Source organism: Pseudomonas sp. Colony2 (genome assembly GCF_019382755.1).
Lineage (GTDB): Bacteria > Pseudomonadota > Gammaproteobacteria > Pseudomonadales > Pseudomonadaceae > Aquipseudomonas.
The window spans coordinates 626,215-643,429 of the sequence record NZ_CP080030.1; the positions used below are offsets into that span (position 1 = coordinate 626,215).

At 61.5% G+C, this 17,215-nt stretch carries 15 protein-coding genes; 10 read left to right on the forward strand and 5 right to left on the reverse strand.

Annotated features, from left to right (window positions below):
• Nucleotides 1-44: 44 nt before the first annotated feature.
• Together JV201_RS02590 and JV201_RS02595 are read left to right on the forward strand one after the other, a co-directional pair.
• Nucleotides 45-2,531: a circularly permuted type 2 ATP-grasp protein gene (locus JV201_RS02590; protein ID WP_219406469.1), complete on the forward strand. Its 2,487-nt coding sequence runs from the start codon at nucleotides 45-47 to the stop codon at nucleotides 2,529-2,531.
• A complete protein-coding gene (locus JV201_RS02595) occupies nucleotides 2,531-3,421 on the forward strand; it encodes a transglutaminase family protein (RefSeq protein ID WP_003217471.1) in 891 nt (296 codons plus the stop codon). The genes JV201_RS02590 and JV201_RS02595 overlap by 1 nt, the downstream gene beginning before the upstream one ends.
• Before the next feature lie 130 nt (nucleotides 3,422-3,551).
• Here the strand turns inward: JV201_RS02595 and JV201_RS02600 are convergent, their stop codons facing one another.
• Nucleotides 3,552-3,731 carry a hypothetical protein gene (locus tag JV201_RS02600; RefSeq protein ID WP_003217470.1) on the reverse strand — a complete coding sequence of 60 codons (180 nt, stop codon included), beginning with the start codon at nucleotides 3,729-3,731 and terminating at the stop codon, nucleotides 3,552-3,554.
• A 68-nt stretch (nucleotides 3,732-3,799) separates the two neighbouring features.
• A complete protein-coding gene (locus tag JV201_RS02605; protein ID WP_134325645.1) occupies nucleotides 3,800-4,387 on the reverse strand; it encodes a TIGR00730 family Rossman fold protein in 588 nt (195 codons plus the stop codon).
• 337 nt (nucleotides 4,388-4,724) lie between these two features.
• On the opposite strand from JV201_RS02605, the gene azu reads away from it, so the two are divergent.
• The gene (gene azu, locus JV201_RS02610; protein WP_008439083.1) at nucleotides 4,725-5,171 is read left to right on the forward strand and encodes an azurin; all 447 of its coding nucleotides are present in this window, start codon (nucleotides 4,725-4,727) and stop codon (nucleotides 5,169-5,171) included.
• A gap of 233 nt (nucleotides 5,172-5,404) precedes the next feature.
• Here the strand turns inward: azu and nadE are convergent, their stop codons facing one another.
• The 3 genes from nadE to JV201_RS02625 all read right to left on the reverse strand — a co-directional run bounded on the left by nadE (nucleotide 5,405) and on the right by JV201_RS02625 (nucleotide 8,572).
• On the reverse strand, nucleotides 5,405-6,232 hold the full coding sequence (gene nadE, locus JV201_RS02615; RefSeq protein WP_003217462.1) for an ammonia-dependent NAD(+) synthetase: 828 nt from the start codon (nucleotides 6,230-6,232) through the stop codon (nucleotides 5,405-5,407).
• A 3-nt stretch (nucleotides 6,233-6,235) separates the two neighbouring features.
• Complete coding sequence (gene pncB, locus JV201_RS02620; RefSeq protein ID WP_219406470.1) at nucleotides 6,236-7,450, reverse strand: nicotinate phosphoribosyltransferase; 1,215 nt, start codon at nucleotides 7,448-7,450, stop codon at nucleotides 6,236-6,238.
• A gap of 225 nt (nucleotides 7,451-7,675) precedes the next feature.
• Nucleotides 7,676-8,572 carry a LysR family transcriptional regulator gene (locus JV201_RS02625; RefSeq protein WP_003217454.1) on the reverse strand — a complete coding sequence of 299 codons (897 nt, stop codon included), beginning with the start codon at nucleotides 8,570-8,572 and terminating at the stop codon, nucleotides 7,676-7,678.
• A 154-nt stretch (nucleotides 8,573-8,726) separates the two neighbouring features.
• Here JV201_RS02625 and JV201_RS02630 point away from each other — a divergent pair, with 154 nt between their 5' ends.
• The 7 genes from JV201_RS02630 to JV201_RS02660 form a co-directional block, all read left to right on the forward strand.
• Entirely contained in the window at nucleotides 8,727-10,217 is a 1,491-nt protein-coding gene (locus tag JV201_RS02630; RefSeq protein ID WP_003217452.1) for an aldehyde dehydrogenase family protein, read from the forward strand.
• A gap of 170 nt (nucleotides 10,218-10,387) precedes the next feature.
• Nucleotides 10,388-11,671: an FAD-binding oxidoreductase gene (locus tag JV201_RS02635; RefSeq protein ID WP_087692468.1), complete on the forward strand. Its 1,284-nt coding sequence runs from the start codon at nucleotides 10,388-10,390 to the stop codon at nucleotides 11,669-11,671.
• Between the two features lie 376 nt (nucleotides 11,672-12,047).
• Nucleotides 12,048-13,184, forward strand: a complete 1,137-nt coding sequence (locus JV201_RS02640; RefSeq protein ID WP_003217449.1) for a branched-chain amino acid ABC transporter substrate-binding protein — start codon at nucleotides 12,048-12,050, stop codon at nucleotides 13,182-13,184.
• Nucleotides 13,185-13,437: 253 nt separating this feature from the next.
• Entirely contained in the window at nucleotides 13,438-14,352 is a 915-nt protein-coding gene (locus JV201_RS02645) for a branched-chain amino acid ABC transporter permease (protein ID WP_003217447.1), read from the forward strand.
• A 2-nt stretch (nucleotides 14,353-14,354) separates the two neighbouring features.
• Nucleotides 14,355-15,632: a high-affinity branched-chain amino acid ABC transporter permease LivM gene (gene livM / locus JV201_RS02650; protein ID WP_003217445.1), complete on the forward strand. Its 1,278-nt coding sequence runs from the start codon at nucleotides 14,355-14,357 to the stop codon at nucleotides 15,630-15,632.
• Nucleotides 15,629-16,504, forward strand: a complete 876-nt coding sequence (locus tag JV201_RS02655) for an ABC transporter ATP-binding protein (protein ID WP_003217442.1) — start codon at nucleotides 15,629-15,631, stop codon at nucleotides 16,502-16,504. Before livM ends, JV201_RS02655 begins: the two co-directional genes overlap by 4 nt.
• A partial coding sequence (locus JV201_RS02660; RefSeq protein WP_003217439.1) for an ABC transporter ATP-binding protein occupies nucleotides 16,501-17,215 on the forward strand: 715 nt, incomplete at its 3' end. The genes JV201_RS02655 and JV201_RS02660, both read left to right, overlap by 4 nt.

Genomic DNA, 17,215 nt, shown 5'->3' on the forward strand with positions numbered 1-17,215 from the left:
GTTTGTGAGTTAATTCGACTTCCCTTGCCTCTGCCGAGCGTTCCATGCCCGACTTGCTCGACCGTTACCCGCTGACCGCGGGCACTTATCACGAACTGCTGGACGACAGCGGCGCGGTTCGCGCCCATTGGCAGCGGCTGCTCGATCACTTGCAACGCAGCACCCCGGCGCAACTGGCCCAGCGCCAAGCCTTGCTGACTCGGCAGATCCAGGAAAACGGCGTGACCTACAACGTCTACGCCGACCCCAAGGGCGCCGATCGTCCCTGGGAGCTGGACCTGCTGCCCCACGTGCTGGCCGCCGATGAATGGAAGCAACTTGCCGCCGGCATCGCCCAGCGTGCGCGCCTGCTGAATGCAGTACTGGCCGACCTCTACGGCCCGCAACGCCTGATCGCCGAAGGCTTGCTGCCGGCAGAACTGGTGTTCGGCCATAACAATTTCCTGTGGCCGTGCCAGGGCATCCAGCCGCCCGACGGCGCGTTCCTGCACCTGTACGCCGTGGACCTGGCGCGTACGCCGGATGGCCGCTGGTGGGTCACCGCCGACCGGACCCAGGCCCCGTCCGGCGCCGGTTATGCTTTGGAAAACCGCACCATCGTGTCCCGCGCCTTCCCGGACCTGTACCGCGACTTGCAGGTGCAGCACCTCACCGGGTTCTTCCGCACCCTGCAGGAAACCCTGGCCCGCCAGGCGCCGAGCGACGACCAGCCACCGCTGATCGTGCTGCTGACCCCGGGCCGTTTCAACGAAAGCTATTTCGAGCATCTGTACCTCGCCCGCCAGCTTGGCTACCCGCTGGTGGAAGGCGGCGACCTGACCGTGCGCGACGCCACGGTGTACCTCAAGACCCTCAGCGGCCTGCGCCGGGTGCACGCGATCATGCGCCGCCTGGACGACGATTTCTGCGACCCGCTGGAACTGCGCACCGACTCGGCCCTCGGCGTGCCCGGCCTGCTGGATGCCGTGCGTCAGGGCAATGTGCTGGTGGCCAACGCCCTGGGCAGTGGCGTGCTGGAATCCCCTGGCCTGTTGGGATTTCTGCCGAAGATCAATCAATTCCTGTTTGGCGAAGAACTGATCCTGCCGTCCATCGCCACCTGGTGGTGCGGTGAGGCGCCGGTGCTGGCCGAAGCCCTGGAGAAACTGCCAGAACTGCTGATCAAACCGGCGTTTCCGTCGCAAAGCTTCACCCCGGTATTTGGCCGCGACTTGAACGACGAACAACGCGAGGCCCTGGCTGAGCGCATGCGCGCGCGGCCTTACGCCTATGTCGCCCAGGAACTTGCGCAGTTGTCCCAGGCGCCGGTCTGGCACACCGTTGACGATCACCTTCAGCACCGCGCCATCGGCATGCGTGTGTACGCCGTAGCCAGCGCCGACGGTTATCGGGTACTGCCCGGTGGCCTGACCCGTGTGGCCGCCGATGCCGATGCCGAAGTGGTGTCGATGCAGCGCGGCGGTGCGAGCAAGGACACCTGGGTGCTCGGCGAACGCGCCCATGGCACCGAGCAATGGCGCGCCCAGCGGGCCATCGGCGCCCATGACCTGGTGCGGCGTGATCCGTACCTGCCGTCGCGGGTGGTGGAAAACCTGTTCTGGTTTGGCCGTTATTGCGAGCGCTGTGATGACAGTGCGCGCTGGTTGCGGATCGTCCTCGCCCGCTATGTCGACGGAGACGACCCGCTGGCGCTGCAGGCGGCGGTTGAACTGGGTGAGAACCTGCGACTGTTGCCGGAGGAGGGCGAGTTGCCTGAGCGGCTTCAGGCGGCGTTGCTCGGTGACGACTGGCCGTCGAGCCTGCGGGCCAACTTGCAGCGCTTGCAGTGGGCGGCGTCCCAGGTGCGCGGCAAGCTGTCCCGGGAAAACTGGCAGGCGCTGGTGGAGTTGCAGCGCGAAGCCCTGGAACTGGAAAGCGAAGAGCCGGACTTCGGCGAACTGCTGGATTTCCTCAACCGCCTGGTGATGTCCCTGGCCGCGCTGTCGGGCTTTGCCCTTGACGACATGACCCGCGACGAAGGCTGGCGCTTCCTGATGATGGGCCGGCGCATCGAGCGCCTGCAGTTTCTCAGCAGCAGCCTGGCGGCGTTCCTGCGCGGCGTGGCGGTGTTCGATCAGGCCGGGCTGGAGTGGTTGCTGGAATTGGGCAACAGCAGCATCACCTATCGTTCGCGCTACCTCGCGGTACCGCAGCTGATTCCGGTGCTGGACCTGTTGCTGCTGGATGAGCAAAACCCCCACGCAGTGCTGTTCCAGCTGAAACTGGTGAGCCGCACCTTGCGTCGCTTGAATGACGATTTCAGCGTGCCCCGGGAAACCGGGTTGGCGCCGTTGGTGGAGCGCCTGGCGCGCTTTGACCTGGGCTGCCTGGAGAATCCGCTGTTCGGCGAGTCCAGTGTGCGCGCTGCGCTGGACGGCCTGGCCGACCTGCTGCAAGCGGTGGCCGATGAAAGTGGGCAAGTCTCCGACCGCCTGGCCTTGCGCCATTTTGCCCATGTGGACGATGTCAGCCAGCAAACGGTGTCTGTGTGATGAGTGCCCGCTACCAGATTTTCCACGATACCCACTACCACTACGACAGCCCGGTGTCCCTGGCCCAGCAGCTGGCGCACCTGTGGCCGCGGCCTTGCGCCTGGCAGCGCTGCAGCTCGCAGCAACTGGAGATCAGCCCCGAGCCGACCTCGCGCCGGGATGAACTGGATGTGTTCGGTAACCCGATCACCCGGCTGGCATTCGAGCGGCCCCATGATGAACTGCTGGTGAACGCCGGGCTGACAGTGGAGGTGTTGGCGCGGCCGCTGCTGGATTTCAGCCTGTCGCCGGCCTGGGACCAGACCCGCAACGGCCTGACCTACAGCAGCCAGCCGCTGTCGGCCGAAGTGATCGAGGCGTGCCGCTATCGGTTCGAATCGCCCTATGTGCATTTGAAGAAAAGCTTCGTCGAGTTCTCCGAAGACTGTTTCCCGGCCGGTCGTCCGTTGCTGTTGGGTGTGCAGGCGCTGATGCAGAAGATCTTCAGCGAATTTACTTTCGATGCCGAAGCCACCCAGGTCGCCACGCCGTTGGTGGAAGTGCTGGAGCGCCGGCGCGGCGTGTGCCAGGACTTCGCCCACCTGATGCTCGCATGCCTGCGTTCCCGGGGCCTGGCGGCGCGGTATATCAGCGGTTACCTGCTGACCCAGCCACCGCCCGGCCAACCACGGTTGATCGGCGCGGATGCGTCCCACGCGTGGGTGTCGGTGTTTTGCCCGGTGTCGGGTTGGGTGGATTTTGACCCGACCAACAATGTGCAGCCGGCACTGGAACACATCACCCTGGCCTGGGGCCGGGATTTTTCCGATGTTTCGCCGTTGCGGGGGGTGATTCTGGGGGGAGGGAGCCATGACCCGGAAGTGCGGGTGACGGTGATGCCGCTGGAGTAATGCACAAGATCGTTCCCACGCTCCGCGTGGGAATGCCTGTTGTGACGCTCTGCGTCACCCTGCACATATCTCAAATCGGGACGCGGAGCGCCCCAGGATGCATTCCCACGCGGAGCGTGGGAACGATCACCTATTCAGCGTCTTTCGGTGCTTCGGTTTCGTCTGTAGCCACTGTACCTTCAGCATCCGGGTTCAGTGCACCGGCTTCTTCGTCGGCTGCAATTTTCTTGCGCTGCAGCTTTTCCTCTTTCTTCTGCTCTTTGGCCAAGTCTCTCTGACGTTTGGCGAAGGAGTAATTAGGTTTTGCCATGGGCGATCCTCTGGGGTCGAAGGTGAGGTTGAGCGGCGCGTATTCTGCCTTTAATCGCGTCCCAAGGGTTAATCGGGTTTTTGGTCCACCCATTTGGGCAGGACCAGCGGTTGCCAGGCATCCAGTACGTCAAGCAGCTCAGCCGGCGATTCGCTCATTTGCAGCATGGCACGATGCGGTGCCCGGACGAAGCCTTCGCCGACGATATGATCAAGAAAATCGGTCAACTTGCGGTAAAAACCGTTCACTTCGAGCAAACCCAGCGGTTTGCCGTGGTAGCCGAGCTGGCCCCAGGTCCAGACTTCGAACAGTTCTTCCAGGGTGCCCAGGCCGCCCGGCAGCGCAATAAAGGCGTCGCTCAGCTCGGCCATGCGTGCCTTGCGGGCGTGCATGCCGTCGACCACCTCCAGGCGGGTCAGGCCTTTGTGGCCGATTTCGAGGTTTTTCAGGCTTTCGGGAATAATTCCGATCACCTCGCCGCCGGCTTCCAGCGCCGCATCGGCGACGATACCCATCAGGCCCACGGCGCCGCCGCCGTACACCAGGGTCAGCTTGCGCTTGGCCAGCGCGCGCCCGAGGGCCACGGCTGCTTCACGGTAGGCCGGGTTGGTGCCGCTGCTGGCACCGCAAAACACACAGACAGACTTCAAGGACATACCTGACTCCACTCAGTTGTGGCTAAAGAGTAAAGGCTGGCTTGCGTCTCTCAAAGGATTAAACCTCGCGTTGAGGTGTTTCGCAGGTGCCGCTGGCACCACAGGCATAGGCGGCAAGCAGGCTGCGGAACAGACTATTGAGGTGCATGGCTGGGACTCCGGATGGGTGATGGACCGATCATAGGCCGGCACCCGCACTTTGGCCGGTAGATTGTGTCGATGAGTCTGATAGCCTAAAGTTGTATACAATCTGTTGATACAGATCATATGAAGTCCTGCCTGACTCAGGCACCCTTGTCGCAATATGCGTTTTTTAAACCCTGCCCTGGAGATTCACATGTTTGCCAAACTCGTTGCTGTTTCCCTGCTGACTCTGGCTAGCGGCCAGTTGCTTGCTGCAGAGTGCAAGGTCACTGTCGACTCCACTGACCAGATGTCCTTCAACACCAAGGCCATCGAAATCGACAAGAGCTGCAAGACGTTCACCGTTGAGTTGACCCACTCCGGCAGCTTGCCGAAAAACGTCATGGGCCATAACTGGGTGCTGAGTTCCGCCGCCGACATGCCTGGCATCGCCAGCGACGGCATGGCTGCCGGCATCGACAAGAACTACCTGAAAGACGGTGACACCCGCATCATCGCCCACACCAAGATCATCGGTGCCGGCGAGAAAGACTCGGTGACCTTCGATGTGTCGAAGCTGGCGGCAGGCACTGACTACGCGTTCTTCTGCTCGTTCCCAGGCCACATCTCGATGATGAAAGGCACTGTGACCCTGAAGTAAGCAATCTTCAGGCAAAAAAAAAGCGCCCTTCGGGGCGTTTTTTTTGCCTGTAGGCAGGCTGCTCTTGTGGCGAGGGAGCTTGCTCCCGCTGGGCTGCGGAGCAGCCCCAATAAGCTCACCGCGTAGCATCAGAAAAAGCAGTAAGCAGGTTTCAGGGGCCGCTTCGCGCCCCAGCGGGAGCAAGCTCCCTCGCCACAGCAAGCCCTTTTGCCAGAATGAGCCGCTACGTCAGATCAGGGTGCAAACGGCATCACCCGCTTGTGCTCGGTCTTGCGATAGGTGTCGCAGATGATCTTGAAGGCTTCCTCGCGCACCGGCTCGCCGTGCAGGAACGCGTCGATCTCGGCATAGGTCACGCCATGGGACGCTTCGTCCGGCTTGCCCGGCGACAGGTCTTCCAGGTCGGCCGTCGGGATCTTCTCTACCAGCGATTCCGGAGCACCAAAGTGCCGGGCAATCGCGCGCACCTGGTTCTTCACCAGCCCGCTCAGCGGCGCCAGGTCGCAGGCGCCGTCACCGAACTTGGTGAAAAAGCCCATCACGGCTTCCGCCGCATGGTCGGTACCGATCACCAAACCACCGGCCGCGCCAGCGATGGTGTACTGCGCCACCATGCGCATGCGCGCCTTGGTGTTGCCCAGCACGAAGTCCCGGGAGACCGCGGCCTTGCCTTCAAACGCCGCCACTTCATTGGCCAGGGATTTCACCGCCGGGCCGATGTTCACCGTGTGGCGTTCGTCGGGTTCGATAAAGTCCACGGACGCCTGGGCGTCGTGTTCGTCGAACTGGGTTTCGTAGGGCAGGCGCACCGCGATAAAGCGGTACGCATCGTCACCCTTGGCAGCCCGCAACTCTTGCATTGCACGCTGGGCCAGCAGGCCGGCGGTCAGGGAGTCGACGCCGCCGCTGATGCCCAGCACCAACGTCTTGAGGCCTGAATTGAGCAGGCAATCCTGGATAAAGGTAACGCGCCGGGCGACCTCCGCCTCAAGGGCGGCCTGGTCCTTGAACGGTGGTTGGACCTTGAGCTGTTCAGCAATCTCGCGCTGTACGGCTTGCATGATTCACTCCTTGCTGGGTAGGGCAGGTACTTTGAAAACGTGGCGCAAATAGGCGACAAAGTTCGGATCGGTGCAGTGGGTCTTGCCCGCTTCATCGGAAATCTTCGCGACGGGCTGGCCATTACAGGCAGTCATTTTAAGCACGATGCTCATCGGTTCCACACCTGGAATATCACAGGTCAGGTTGGTGCCGATGCCGAAGCTCACATTGATCCGACCACGCAGCGCGCGGAAAATCTCCAGCGCCTTGGGCAGCGACAGGCTGTCGGAGAACACCAGGGTCTTGCTCATGGGCTCGATCCCCAGCTTGTGATAGTGGGCGATCGCCTTTTCGGCCCATTGCACCGGGTCACCGGAGTCGTGGCGCAGGCCGTCGAAGAGCTTGGCGAAGTACAGGTCGAAATCGCTGAGAAACGCATCGGTGGTGATGCAATCGGTCAGGGCGATGCCCAGCAGGCCTCGGTACTCGCGCACCCAGCAGTCGAGGGCGGCGATCTGGCTGTCGATCAGGCGCGGGCCGAGTTGCTGGTGGGCCATGATCCATTCGTGGGCCATGGTGCCCAGCGGCTTCATGTTCAGCTCGCGGGCCAGGTTCACGTTGCTGGTGCCGACAAAACGCCCGGGGAAGTCGTGCTTGAGCACGTTCACCACTTCTTCCTGCACGCGGTAGGAGAAGCGTCGACGCGTGCCGAAATCCGCGACCTGCAGTTCGGACAGTTCTTCGACGCTGGCGTTGGCCGTCAGCCAGTCGAACTTGCGATACAGCTGCTCGCGGGCCTGTTCGAGGATCACGCTCTGGTAGCGATAGCGGTTACGCACTTCGCTGACGATGGCCAGCATCGGCACTTCAAACAGGATCACGTGCAGCCATGGCCCGCGCAGGCGGATAAACAGCTCACCGTTTTCGATACCGGTGTGCACGTAGCGCAGGTTGAAGCGAAACAGCCCGAGGAAACGCAGGAAATCCGGCTTCATGAAGCTGATGCGTTCCAGGAAGCCCAGTTGGTCGGGGCTCAGGCTCAGCTCGGCGAGGCGCTCGATCTGGTAGCGGATCTCCGCCAGGTACGGGCGCAGGTCTTCACTGTTGCGGCAACGAAACTCCCATTCAACTTCCACGTTCGGGTAGTTGTGCAGCACCGCCTGCATCATGGTCAGCTTGTAGAAGTCGGTGTCGAGCAGGTTCTGCACGATGCGATCGGCAAACACACTCTCGCTCATAACGGGAATCTCCAGACGGGTCGGCGATGGGCGCCGGCCTTTACGCACAATTAAGGAATGGCGCTAGTGGCGCATAGACCTGTGCTGTTTTGCCAGTGTTTTTTCAGCTGGGCATGGTTGTTTGGCCCCTGACGCCTTCGCGAGCAAGCCCGCTCCCACATTTGAAATGCGTTCCAAATGTGGGAGCGGGCTTGCTCGCGAAGGCGGTATTGCAGGCAACGCGCCTCAATCAGACTCAACCTGCTCCATCATCCACTTCACAAAATCTCGCACCTTGGGCACTTCCGCCGAGTGCTCGGGGTAGGCCAGGTAATACGCATCCTGGCTCGGCATCGCATGCTGCCAGGGGATCACCAGCTTGCCTTCTGCTAGCTCTTCTTCCACCAGAAACCTGGGCAGCAGCGCCACACCGCAGCCAACCTGTGCGGCGCGAATGCACATATAAAAGGTCTCGAAGCGCGGCCCATGGTAGCTGTGCTCGGTGTGATGACCCTGGGCGGCGAACCAGTCATGCCAGCCTTGCGGGCGCGAGGCGTTTTGCAGCAACACCAGTTCGCTCAGTTGCGTGGGGTCGGTAAATGCTTGGGCGGGCAGGCTGTCGGGTGAGCACACGGGCACCAGTTCTTCGCTGAACAGCTTGAGGCTCTCGGTGCCGGGCCGTGAGCCCTGGCCAAAGTAGAAGGCCAGGTCGGCCTTGCCTTGCAGCAGCTCGTCGGGCTCCTGTTCGTTGCACAGGTCCAGGTGAATCTGCGGATGGCGCAGTCGCCAGCCCTTGAGGCGCGGCACCAGCCAGCGGGCGCCGAAGGTGTAGGGCGTGGACACCCGCAGCACTTCAGTCTCGCCGCCGTAGGAGCGCAGGTAATGGGTGGACATCTCCACCTGGGTGAGGATCTTGCGCACTTCCACCAGGTACAGATCGCCCGCCGGGGTCATCTGCAAGCGGCGGCGCACCCGGCGAAACAGCAGGTGCTGCAACAGTTCTTCCAGCTGCGCGACCTGTTTGCTGACAGCGCTCTGGGTGAGGTTCAGCTCTTCGGCGGCGCGGGTAAAACTCAGGTGGCGGGTGACCGCTTCGAAGCACTGCAGGGCGGTGATCGAGGGCAAATGTCTTTTATTCAGCACGGCACGCCTCTTTTTGTTCTTAGCATGAATAAACGGAATGATATCTCGCCTAATCGTCGTTTGTTGGCAAGTCTTGGGCCAGCTACAAATAAGGTCTGGATCGCCGCGACCGCTGGCGGCGCAAATTTCTGTTTGTAGATTGAAGGAGTGACCCATGGTTGCCGCATTGCTTGATCGTCTCGGGGTAAACCCGGCGCTGTACCAGTCGGGTAAACAACCCGTGCATTCGCCCATTGATGGCAGCCGGATTGCCAGCGTGCACTGGGAAGGCGCCGCCGAGGTGGAGCAGCAGGTCAGTCGCGCCGAGCATGCATTCGAGGCCTGGCGCAAGGTGCCGGCCCCCCGTCGTGGTGAGCTGGTGCGCCAGTTCGGTGACGTGTTGCGCGAGTACAAGGCCGACCTCGGCGAACTGGTGTCGTGGGAAGCCGGCAAGATCACCCAGGAAGGTTTGGGTGAAGTGCAGGAAATGATCGACATCTGCGACTTCGCCGTCGGCCTGTCGCGCCAGCTGTACGGCTTGACCATCGCCTCCGAGCGTCCGGGCCACCACATGCGTGAAACCTGGCACCCGCTGGGCGTGGTTGGCGTGATCAGCGCCTTCAACTTCCCGGTCGCCGTATGGGCGTGGAACACCGCGCTGGCGCTGGTGTGCGGCAACGCAGTGATCTGGAAACCGTCGGAAAAAACCCCGCTTACCGCCCTGGCCTGCCAGGCACTGTTCGAGCGCGTACTGAAGAACTTCAGCGATGCGCCGCCGTACCTCAGCCAGGTGATCATCGGTGGCCGCGATGCCGGCGCCGCACTGGTGGATGACCCGCGTGTTGCGCTGATCAGCGCCACCGGCAGCACCCGCATGGGCCGCGAAGTAGCGCCGAAAGTCGCTGCACGTTTTGCCCGCAGCATTCTCGAACTGGGCGGCAACAACGCGATGATCCTCGGCCCAAGCGCCGACCTGGACATGGCCGTGCGCGCCATCCTGTTCAGCGCCGTCGGTACCGCCGGGCAGCGCTGCACCAGCCTGCGCCGCTTGATCGCCCATGAGTCGGTGAAGGAGGAAATCGTCACCCGCCTCAAGGCTGCGTATTCCAAAGTGCGCATCGGCCATCCGCTGGAAGGCAACCTGATCGGCCCGCTGATCGACAAGCACAGCTTCGAAAACATGCAGGATGCCCTGGAGCAGGCCTTGAGCGAAGGCGGCCGGGTGTTTGGCGGCAAGCGTCAGTTGGAAGACACGTTCCCCAACGCTTACTACGTGTCGCCGGCCATCGTGGAAATGCCGGAGCAGAGTGATGTGGTGTGCACCGAGACGTTCGCGCCGATTCTGTATGTGGTCGGCTATACCGATTTCGCTGAAGCGCTGCGCCTGAACAATGCGGTGCCACAAGGCCTGTCTTCGTGCATCTTTACCACTGACGTGCGCGAGGCCGAGCAGTTCATGTCGGCGGTAGGCAGTGACTGCGGGATCGCCAACGTCAACATCGGGCCGAGCGGCGCGGAGATTGGTGGCGCGTTTGGCGGTGAGAAAGAGACCGGTGGCGGGCGTGAGTCGGGCTCGGATGCATGGCGCGGGTACATGCGTCGCCAGACCAATACCGTGAACTACTCGCTGGAACTGCCGCTGGCCCAGGGCATTACCTTCGACTGATACCTCAAGTCGGAGTGAGGTCAATGTGGGAGCGGGCTTGCTCGCGAAAGCGGTGTGTCAGTCAACGAATGCTTATCTGATCCACCGCTTTCGCGAGCAAGCCCGCTCCCACATTTGACCGTATTTACAATTCGGAAAAGTGGTTTGTTAGGTCTCATCGGAGTCTGGCAATGGCATTACGCGAAGCATGCTTGTGGGAACAACTCACTCCTGGCCGGCCGGATCGTGCCGCGCTCAAGGGCGAGGTAAAAGTGGATGTGTGCGTGATCGGCGCCGGCATCACCGGTTTGTCGGCAGCCATACACTTGCTGGAACAAGGAAAAAGTGTCGCCGTACTCGAGGCCCATCGCACCGGCCACGGTGGTTCGGGGCGCAACGTAGGGCTGGTCAATGCAGGGATGTGGATTCCCCCGGACGAGATCGAAGCCGGTTTTGGTACCGCGGTGGGCAGCCAGCTCAACCGCATGCTCGGCGCGGCACCGTCCCTGGTGTTCAGCCTGATCGACAAATACAACATCGACTGCCAACTGCGTCGCGAGGGCACCTTGCACATGGCGCACAACGCCCGTGGCGAGGCGGATTTGCGCAGTCGTGAAGAACAGTGGAAGCGTCGCGGTGCACCGGTGGAGCTGTTGACCGGCGCTGCATGCGAACAAGCCACCGGTACCAAAAAGATTGCTGCCGCCTTGCTCGACCGGCGGGCCGGCACCTTGAACCCGATGGCCTACACCAGTGGTTTGGCCAATGCCGCCGTCGGGCTCGGCGGACAGTTGTTCGATCACTCCCCAGTCACCCAACTGGAACGCCAGGGCCAGCACTGGTCTGTGCAGACTGCCCAAGGCTCGGTGCAGGCTGAACAGGTGGTGATCGCTTCGAACGCCTACACCGAAGGCGAGTGGACCGAACTGCGCCGCAACTTCTTCCCCGGTTATTACTATCAGGTGGCGTCGGCCCCTCTGACCGACGACGCCGCCCAACAAATCCTTCCGGGCGGCCAAGGCTCCTGGGACACTCGCCAGGTACTCAGCAGCATCCGCCGCGACGCCGAAGGCCGCCTGCTGCTCGGCAGCCTGGGCAACGGCAACCAGAAACCCGCGTGGTTCCTCAAGGCCTGGGCCGATCGGGTGCAACAGCACTACTTCCCGTACCTCAAACCGGTGCAGTGGGAGTGCACCTGGACCGGCTGCATCGCGTTCACCCCGGACCACTTGATGCGCCTGTTCGAGCCGGCGCCCGGGTTGGTGGCGGTCACCGGTTACAACGGGCGCGGGGTGACGACCGGCAGTGTCGTGGGCAAGGCCTTCGCGGATTATCTGTGTCACCAGGATCCACAGGCACTGCCGATCCCCTTTGCGCCGATGCAGCCGTTGGCCGGTGTGGGCCTGCGCAGCTGTTTGTACGAGGCGGGATTCTCGCTGTATCACGCGGGCCAATGCCTGCGGATCGTGATCTGATCAACGAAATACCCCTCAGAAGCCTGCATTTTCTTAGCCGGCTACTAATCTGTATTGGTGCGAGTCGTAGCAGTAACGCACTGTAAATGTGCACTTCCGTTACGCACGCTGTTACATGTTTAAGGGTGGCCGTTTAGTGGCCGGGTTGCAGTGCTTGATTGGTCGGGTTGCACTTTATAGGTCCAATGGTTGCACCTGGTTGAGATAGACGGTTGCACGTCCAATCAAAAGGCGCCCAAAAACCTGCAATAACAATGACACCGTGTCTTTTTGAATAATAAAAACGTAATGGCACGACGCTTGCTCTGGGCTTTCTCCGAAAGTTTTTGAAGTGAAGCTGCAGTGCCAATTCAACAAAAACCTCGGAGCACCACTCATGTCCCAGACGTTTTACAAGAAAGGTTTTCTAGCCCTCGCCGTTGCTGCGGCGCTGGGTGTTTCTGCGTTTGCTCAAGCTGATGTGAAGATTGGCGTAGCGGGGCCGATGACCGGCGCCAACGCGGCATTTGGTGAGCAGTACATGAAAGGTGCCCAGGCGGCAGCCGATGTCATCAACAAGGCCGGCGGCATCAACGGCGAGCAGATCAAGCTGGTGGCCGGCGATGACGCCTGCGAACCCAAGCAGGCCGTGGCCGTGGCCAACCGCCTGGTTGACCAGGACAAAGTGATTGGCGTGGTCGGGCACTTCTGCTCGTCGAACACTATCCCAGCCTCCGAGGTGTATGCCGATGCGGGCGTGATCATGATCACCCCGGGCTCCACCAACCCGCAGGTTACCGAGCGTGGCCTGTCGGCCGTGTTCCGCATGTGTGGTCGTGACGATCAGCAAGGCATCGTGGCCGGCGACTACATCGTCGACGTGCTCAAGGGCAAGAAAGTTGCCGTTATCAACGACAAGGACACCTACGGCAAAGGCCTGGCCGACGCCACTGCGGCGCAGTTGACCAAGCGCGGCGTGAAGCCGGTGCTGGAAGAAGGCCTGACCCGTGGCGAGAAAGATTTCAGCGCCCTGGTCACCAAGATCCGCTCCACCGGTGCTGACGTCGTGTACTTCGGCGGCCTGCACCCGGAAGCCGGCCCACTGGTTCGGCAGATTCGTGAAGCCGGCCTGAAAGACGTCAAGTTCATGTCCGATGACGGCGTGGTGACCGACGAACTGGTAGCCACCGCCGGTGGTGCACAGTATGTGGATGGTGTGTACATGACCTTCGGCGCCGACCCACGCCTGCTGCCAGACAGCAAGACCGTGGTGGAAGAGTTCCGCAAAAATGGCACCGAGCCTGAAGGCTACACCCTGTACGCCTACGCCTCGATCCAGGCCCTGGCCGCCGGTTTCAATGGCGCCAAGTCCGACAAGGGCGAAGACGCAGCCAAATGGCTGAAATCCCACCCGGTCAAAACCGTCATGGGCGAGAAGAACTGGGACGCCAAGGGCGACCTGAAAATCTCCGACTATGTGGTTTACCAGTGGGACAAGGACGGCAAGTATCACCAGCTGGAAAAGCAGAAGTAATAGTTAGCGCGATGGGTTAGACGCCACTTGACCCTGTGGGAACCGGGCTTTTGTGGGAGCTGGCTTGCCTGCGATAGCGTCACCTCGGGTTGACTGACATTCCGAGGTGTCGCTATCGCGGGCAAGCCCGGCGCCCACACACGCCAGCTCCCACACGGGGACTTGGTTGCCAGCCCCTTTTGTGTCTGTCTTTTCCTCCTAGAAGATCCGCACACCCACAGGTGTGCAGGCTCTCACTGCGTGAGATTGCGTTATGGATGGTATTTTCCTGCAGCAACTGGTCAATGGGCTGACCCTCGGGTCGGTCTATGGCTTGATCGCCATCGGCTACACAATGGTCTATGGCATCATTGGCATGATCAACTTCGCCCATGGCGAGGTTTATATGATTTCCGCTTACCTCGCGGCGATCAGTCTGGCACTGCTGGCTTACTTCGGCATCGAATCCTTCCCGCTGCTCATTCTTGGCACGCTGATCTTCACCGTCGTCGTCACCGGCGTCTACGGCTGGGTCATCGAGCGTGTCGCCTACAAACCGCTGCGCAACTCCACCCGACTGGCACCGCTGATCAGCGCCATCGGTATTTCGCTGATCCTGCAGAACTACGCGCAGATCGCCCAGGGCGCCAAGCAACAAGGCATCCCGACGCTGCTGGCCGGCGCCTGGAGAGTCGATATCGGCACCGGCTTCGTGCAATTGACCTACACCAAGGTGTTCATCCTGGTGGCCGCGTTCGTCGGCATGGGCCTGCTGACCTACATCATCAAGTACACCAAGCTCGGCCGCATGTGCCGCGCTACCCAGCAAGACCGCAAGATGGCGTCGATCCTCGGTATCAACACCGACCGGGTCATCTCCTACGTATTCGTGATTGGTGCCGCCATGGCCGCGCTGGCCGGTGTGCTGATCACCCTGAACTACGGCACGTTCGACTTCTATGCCGGCTTCATCATCGGCATCAAGGCATTTACCGCAGCGGTACTCGGCGGCATCGGCTCCCTGCCTGGGGCCATGCTGGGCGGGATCATCCTGGGTATTTCCGAGTCGCTGTTCTCGGGGTTGATCAACTCTGACTACAAAGACGTGTTCAGTTTCTCCCTGCTGGTGGTGATCCTGATTTTCCGTCCCCAGGGCCTGCTCGGTCGCCCACTCGTGGCGAAGGTATAACTATGTCTGCTGCCTACTCTATCGATATCAAGAAAAGTGTCGTCGATGCGGTACTCGCCGGGCTGATTTCGCTGATCGTGTTCGGTCCGATCGTCGGCGTGGTCCTCGACGGCTACAGCTTCAACCTGCAACCGGCGCGTGTCGGCATCCTGGTGGCCATCGTGATGGTCGGCCGGTTCGCCATGAGCCTGTTCCTGCAAACCCCAAGGGGCCTGCGGATTCTGCAAGGGTTTGAAAGCACCGGCTCCGGTGTGCATGTGCTCAAGCCGGACTACAAGTCGCGCCTGCGCTGGATCATCCCGGCGTTGATCGTGATTGCCATCGTATTCCCGTTCTTTGCCAACAAATACCTGCTGACCGTGGTGATCCTCGGGCTGATCTACGTGTTGCTGGGCCTTGGCCTGAACATCGTGGTCGGCCTGGCCGGGCTGCTCGACCTGGGTTACGTGGCGTTCTACGCCATCGGCGCCTATGGCCTGGCGCTGGGTTACCAGTACCTCGGCCTGGGCTTCTGGTCGGTGCTGCCGCTGGCGGCGATTTGTGCGGCGCTGGCGGGGTGCATACTCGGGTTTCCGGTGCTGCGAATGCACGGCGATTACCTGGCGATCGTGACCCTGGGCTTCGGTGAAATCATCCGCCTGGTGCTGAATAACTGGCTGTCGTTTACCGGTGGCCCGAACGGCATGCCGGTGCCCTCGCCGACGTTTTTCGGCCTGGAGTTCGTGCGCAAGGCGAAGGATGGCGGGGTGCCGTTCCACGAGTTCTTCGGCATCGACTACAACCCCAACATCAAATTCCTGTTCATCTACATCGTGCTGTTCCTGGTGGTGCTGCTGGTGCTGTACATCAAGCACCGCCTGACCCGCATGCCGGTTGGGCGCGCGTGGGAAGCCTTGCGCGAAGACGAAATCGCCTGCCGTTCCATGGGCCTCAACCACGTGCTGGTGAAGCTCTCGGCGTTCACCATCGGCGCGTCCACTGCCGGTCTGGCCGGGGTGTTTTTCGCCAGCTACCAGGGCTTCGTCAACCCGTCGTCGTTCACCTTCTTCGAGTCGGCGCTGATCCTCGCCATCGTGGTATTGGGCGGCATGGGCTCGACCGTCGGCGTGGTGATTGCCGCGTTCGTGCTGACGGTGGCGCCGGAGCTGCTGCGCAGCTTCTCCGAGTACCGCGTGCTGCTCTTCGGCGTGTTGATGGTGGTGATGATGATCTGGCGACCACGAGGCCTGATTCGTATCAGCCGTACCGGTGTTGTCCCGCGTAAAGGAGTGGCGCCATGAGCAAGGAAGTCGTTCTTTCCGTGGAACACCTGATGATGCACTTTGGTGGCATCAAGGCCTTGAGCGACGTAAGTCTCAAGGTCAAGCGCAACTCGATCTTCGCCCTGATCGGTCCCAACGGTGCCGGCAAGACCACCGTGTTCAACTGCCTGACCGGTTTCTACAAAGCCTCCGGCGGCAAGATCGAACTCAATGTGCGCGGCAAGCAGACCAACGTGATCCAACTGCTGGGCGAGCGCTTCAAGGCCACCGACTTTGTCTCGCCGAAAAGCTTCGTCAGCCGGGTGTTCTACAAGATGTTCGGCGGCACTCACCTGGTGAACCGGGCGGGTTTGGCGCGCACCTTCCAGAACATTCGCCTGTTCAAGGAAATGTCGGTGGTGGAGAACCTGCTGGTGGCCCAGCACATGTGGGTCAACCGCAACATGCTCGCGGGCATCCTCAATACCAAGGGCTACCGCAAGGCTGAAAGCGACGCCCTCGACCATGCGTTCTACTGGCTGGAAGTGGTGGACCTGGTGGACTGCGCCAACCGCCTGGCCGGCGAGCTGTCCTACGGCCAGCAGCGCCGCCTGGAAATCGCCCGTGCCATGTGCACCCGGCCGCAGATTATTTGCCTCGACGAACCGGCCGCCGGCCTCAACCCCCAGGAAACCGAAGCCCTCAGCGCGATGATTCGCCTGCTGCGGGACGAGCACGACCTGACGGTGGTGCTGATCGAACACGACATGGGCATGGTGATGAGTATTTCCGACCACATCGTGGTGCTGGACCACGGCAACGTGATTGCCGAGGGCGGGCCGGAAGCGATCCGCAATGATCCGAAGGTGATCGCGGCTTATCTGGGCGCTGACGAAGAGGAGCTGGTATGAGTGAGCCAATCCTCGAACTGAAAGACCTGGACGTGTTCTACGGCCCGATCCAGGCCCTGAAGAAAGTTTCGCTGCACATCAACGAAGGCGAAACCGTGAGCCTGATCGGCTCCAACGGTGCGGGTAAATCCACGCTGCTGATGTCGATCTTTGGCCAGCCACGGGCCGAGTCCGGGCAGATCATCTACCGCGGCGTCGACATTACCCACAAGTCGTCCCACTACATCGCCTCCAACGGCATTGCGCAGTCGCCGGAAGGGCGTCGGGTGTTCCCCGACATGACCGTCGAGGAAAACCTGCTGATGGGCACCATCCCGATTGGCGACAAGTTCGCCACCGAAGACATGCAGCGCATGTTCGAGCTGTTCCCGCGGCTCAAGGAGCGGCGCAACCAGCGGGCGATGACCATGTCCGGTGGTGAGCAGCAGATGCTTGCCATCGCCCGCGCACTGATGAGCCGGCCCAAGCTGTTGCTGCTGGACGAGCCGAGCCTGGGGCTGGCGCCGATCGTGGTGAAGCAGATCTTTTCCACGCTGCGGGAGCTGGCGTCTACCGGCATGACCATCTTCCTGGTGGAGCAGAACGCCAACCATGCGTTGCGGCTGTCGGACCGGGCGTACGTGATGGTCAACGGCGAGATTCGCCTTACCGGCACCGGCAAGGAGCTGCTGGTGAATGAGGAGGTGCGTAACGCCTACCTCGGCGGGCATT

Excerpts from the sequence above, each read along its gene's own strand:
- JV201_RS02590 (WP_219406469.1), top strand. The coding sequence starts at position 45 with ATGCCCGACTTGCTCGACCGTTACCCGCTGACCGCGGGCACTTATCAC.
- JV201_RS02595 (WP_003217471.1), top strand. The coding sequence starts at position 2,531 with ATGAGTGCCCGCTACCAGATTTTCCACGATACCCACTACCACTACGAC.
- JV201_RS02600 (WP_003217470.1), bottom strand. The coding sequence starts at position 3,731 with ATGGCAAAACCTAATTACTCCTTCGCCAAACGTCAGAGAGACTTGGCC.
- JV201_RS02605 (WP_134325645.1), bottom strand. The coding sequence starts at position 4,387 with ATGTCCTTGAAGTCTGTCTGTGTGTTTTGCGGTGCCAGCAGCGGCACC.
- azu (WP_008439083.1), top strand. The coding sequence starts at position 4,725 with ATGTTTGCCAAACTCGTTGCTGTTTCCCTGCTGACTCTGGCTAGCGGC.
- nadE (WP_003217462.1), bottom strand. The coding sequence starts at position 6,232 with ATGCAAGCCGTACAGCGCGAGATTGCTGAACAGCTCAAGGTCCAACCA.
- pncB (WP_219406470.1), bottom strand. The coding sequence starts at position 7,450 with ATGAGCGAGAGTGTGTTTGCCGATCGCATCGTGCAGAACCTGCTCGAC.
- JV201_RS02630 (WP_003217452.1), top strand. The coding sequence starts at position 8,727 with ATGGTTGCCGCATTGCTTGATCGTCTCGGGGTAAACCCGGCGCTGTAC.
- JV201_RS02635 (WP_087692468.1), top strand. The coding sequence starts at position 10,388 with ATGGCATTACGCGAAGCATGCTTGTGGGAACAACTCACTCCTGGCCGG.
- JV201_RS02640 (WP_003217449.1), top strand. The coding sequence starts at position 12,048 with ATGTCCCAGACGTTTTACAAGAAAGGTTTTCTAGCCCTCGCCGTTGCT.
- JV201_RS02645 (WP_003217447.1), top strand. The coding sequence starts at position 13,438 with ATGGATGGTATTTTCCTGCAGCAACTGGTCAATGGGCTGACCCTCGGG.
- livM (WP_003217445.1), top strand. The coding sequence starts at position 14,355 with ATGTCTGCTGCCTACTCTATCGATATCAAGAAAAGTGTCGTCGATGCG.
- JV201_RS02655 (WP_003217442.1), top strand. The coding sequence starts at position 15,629 with ATGAGCAAGGAAGTCGTTCTTTCCGTGGAACACCTGATGATGCACTTT.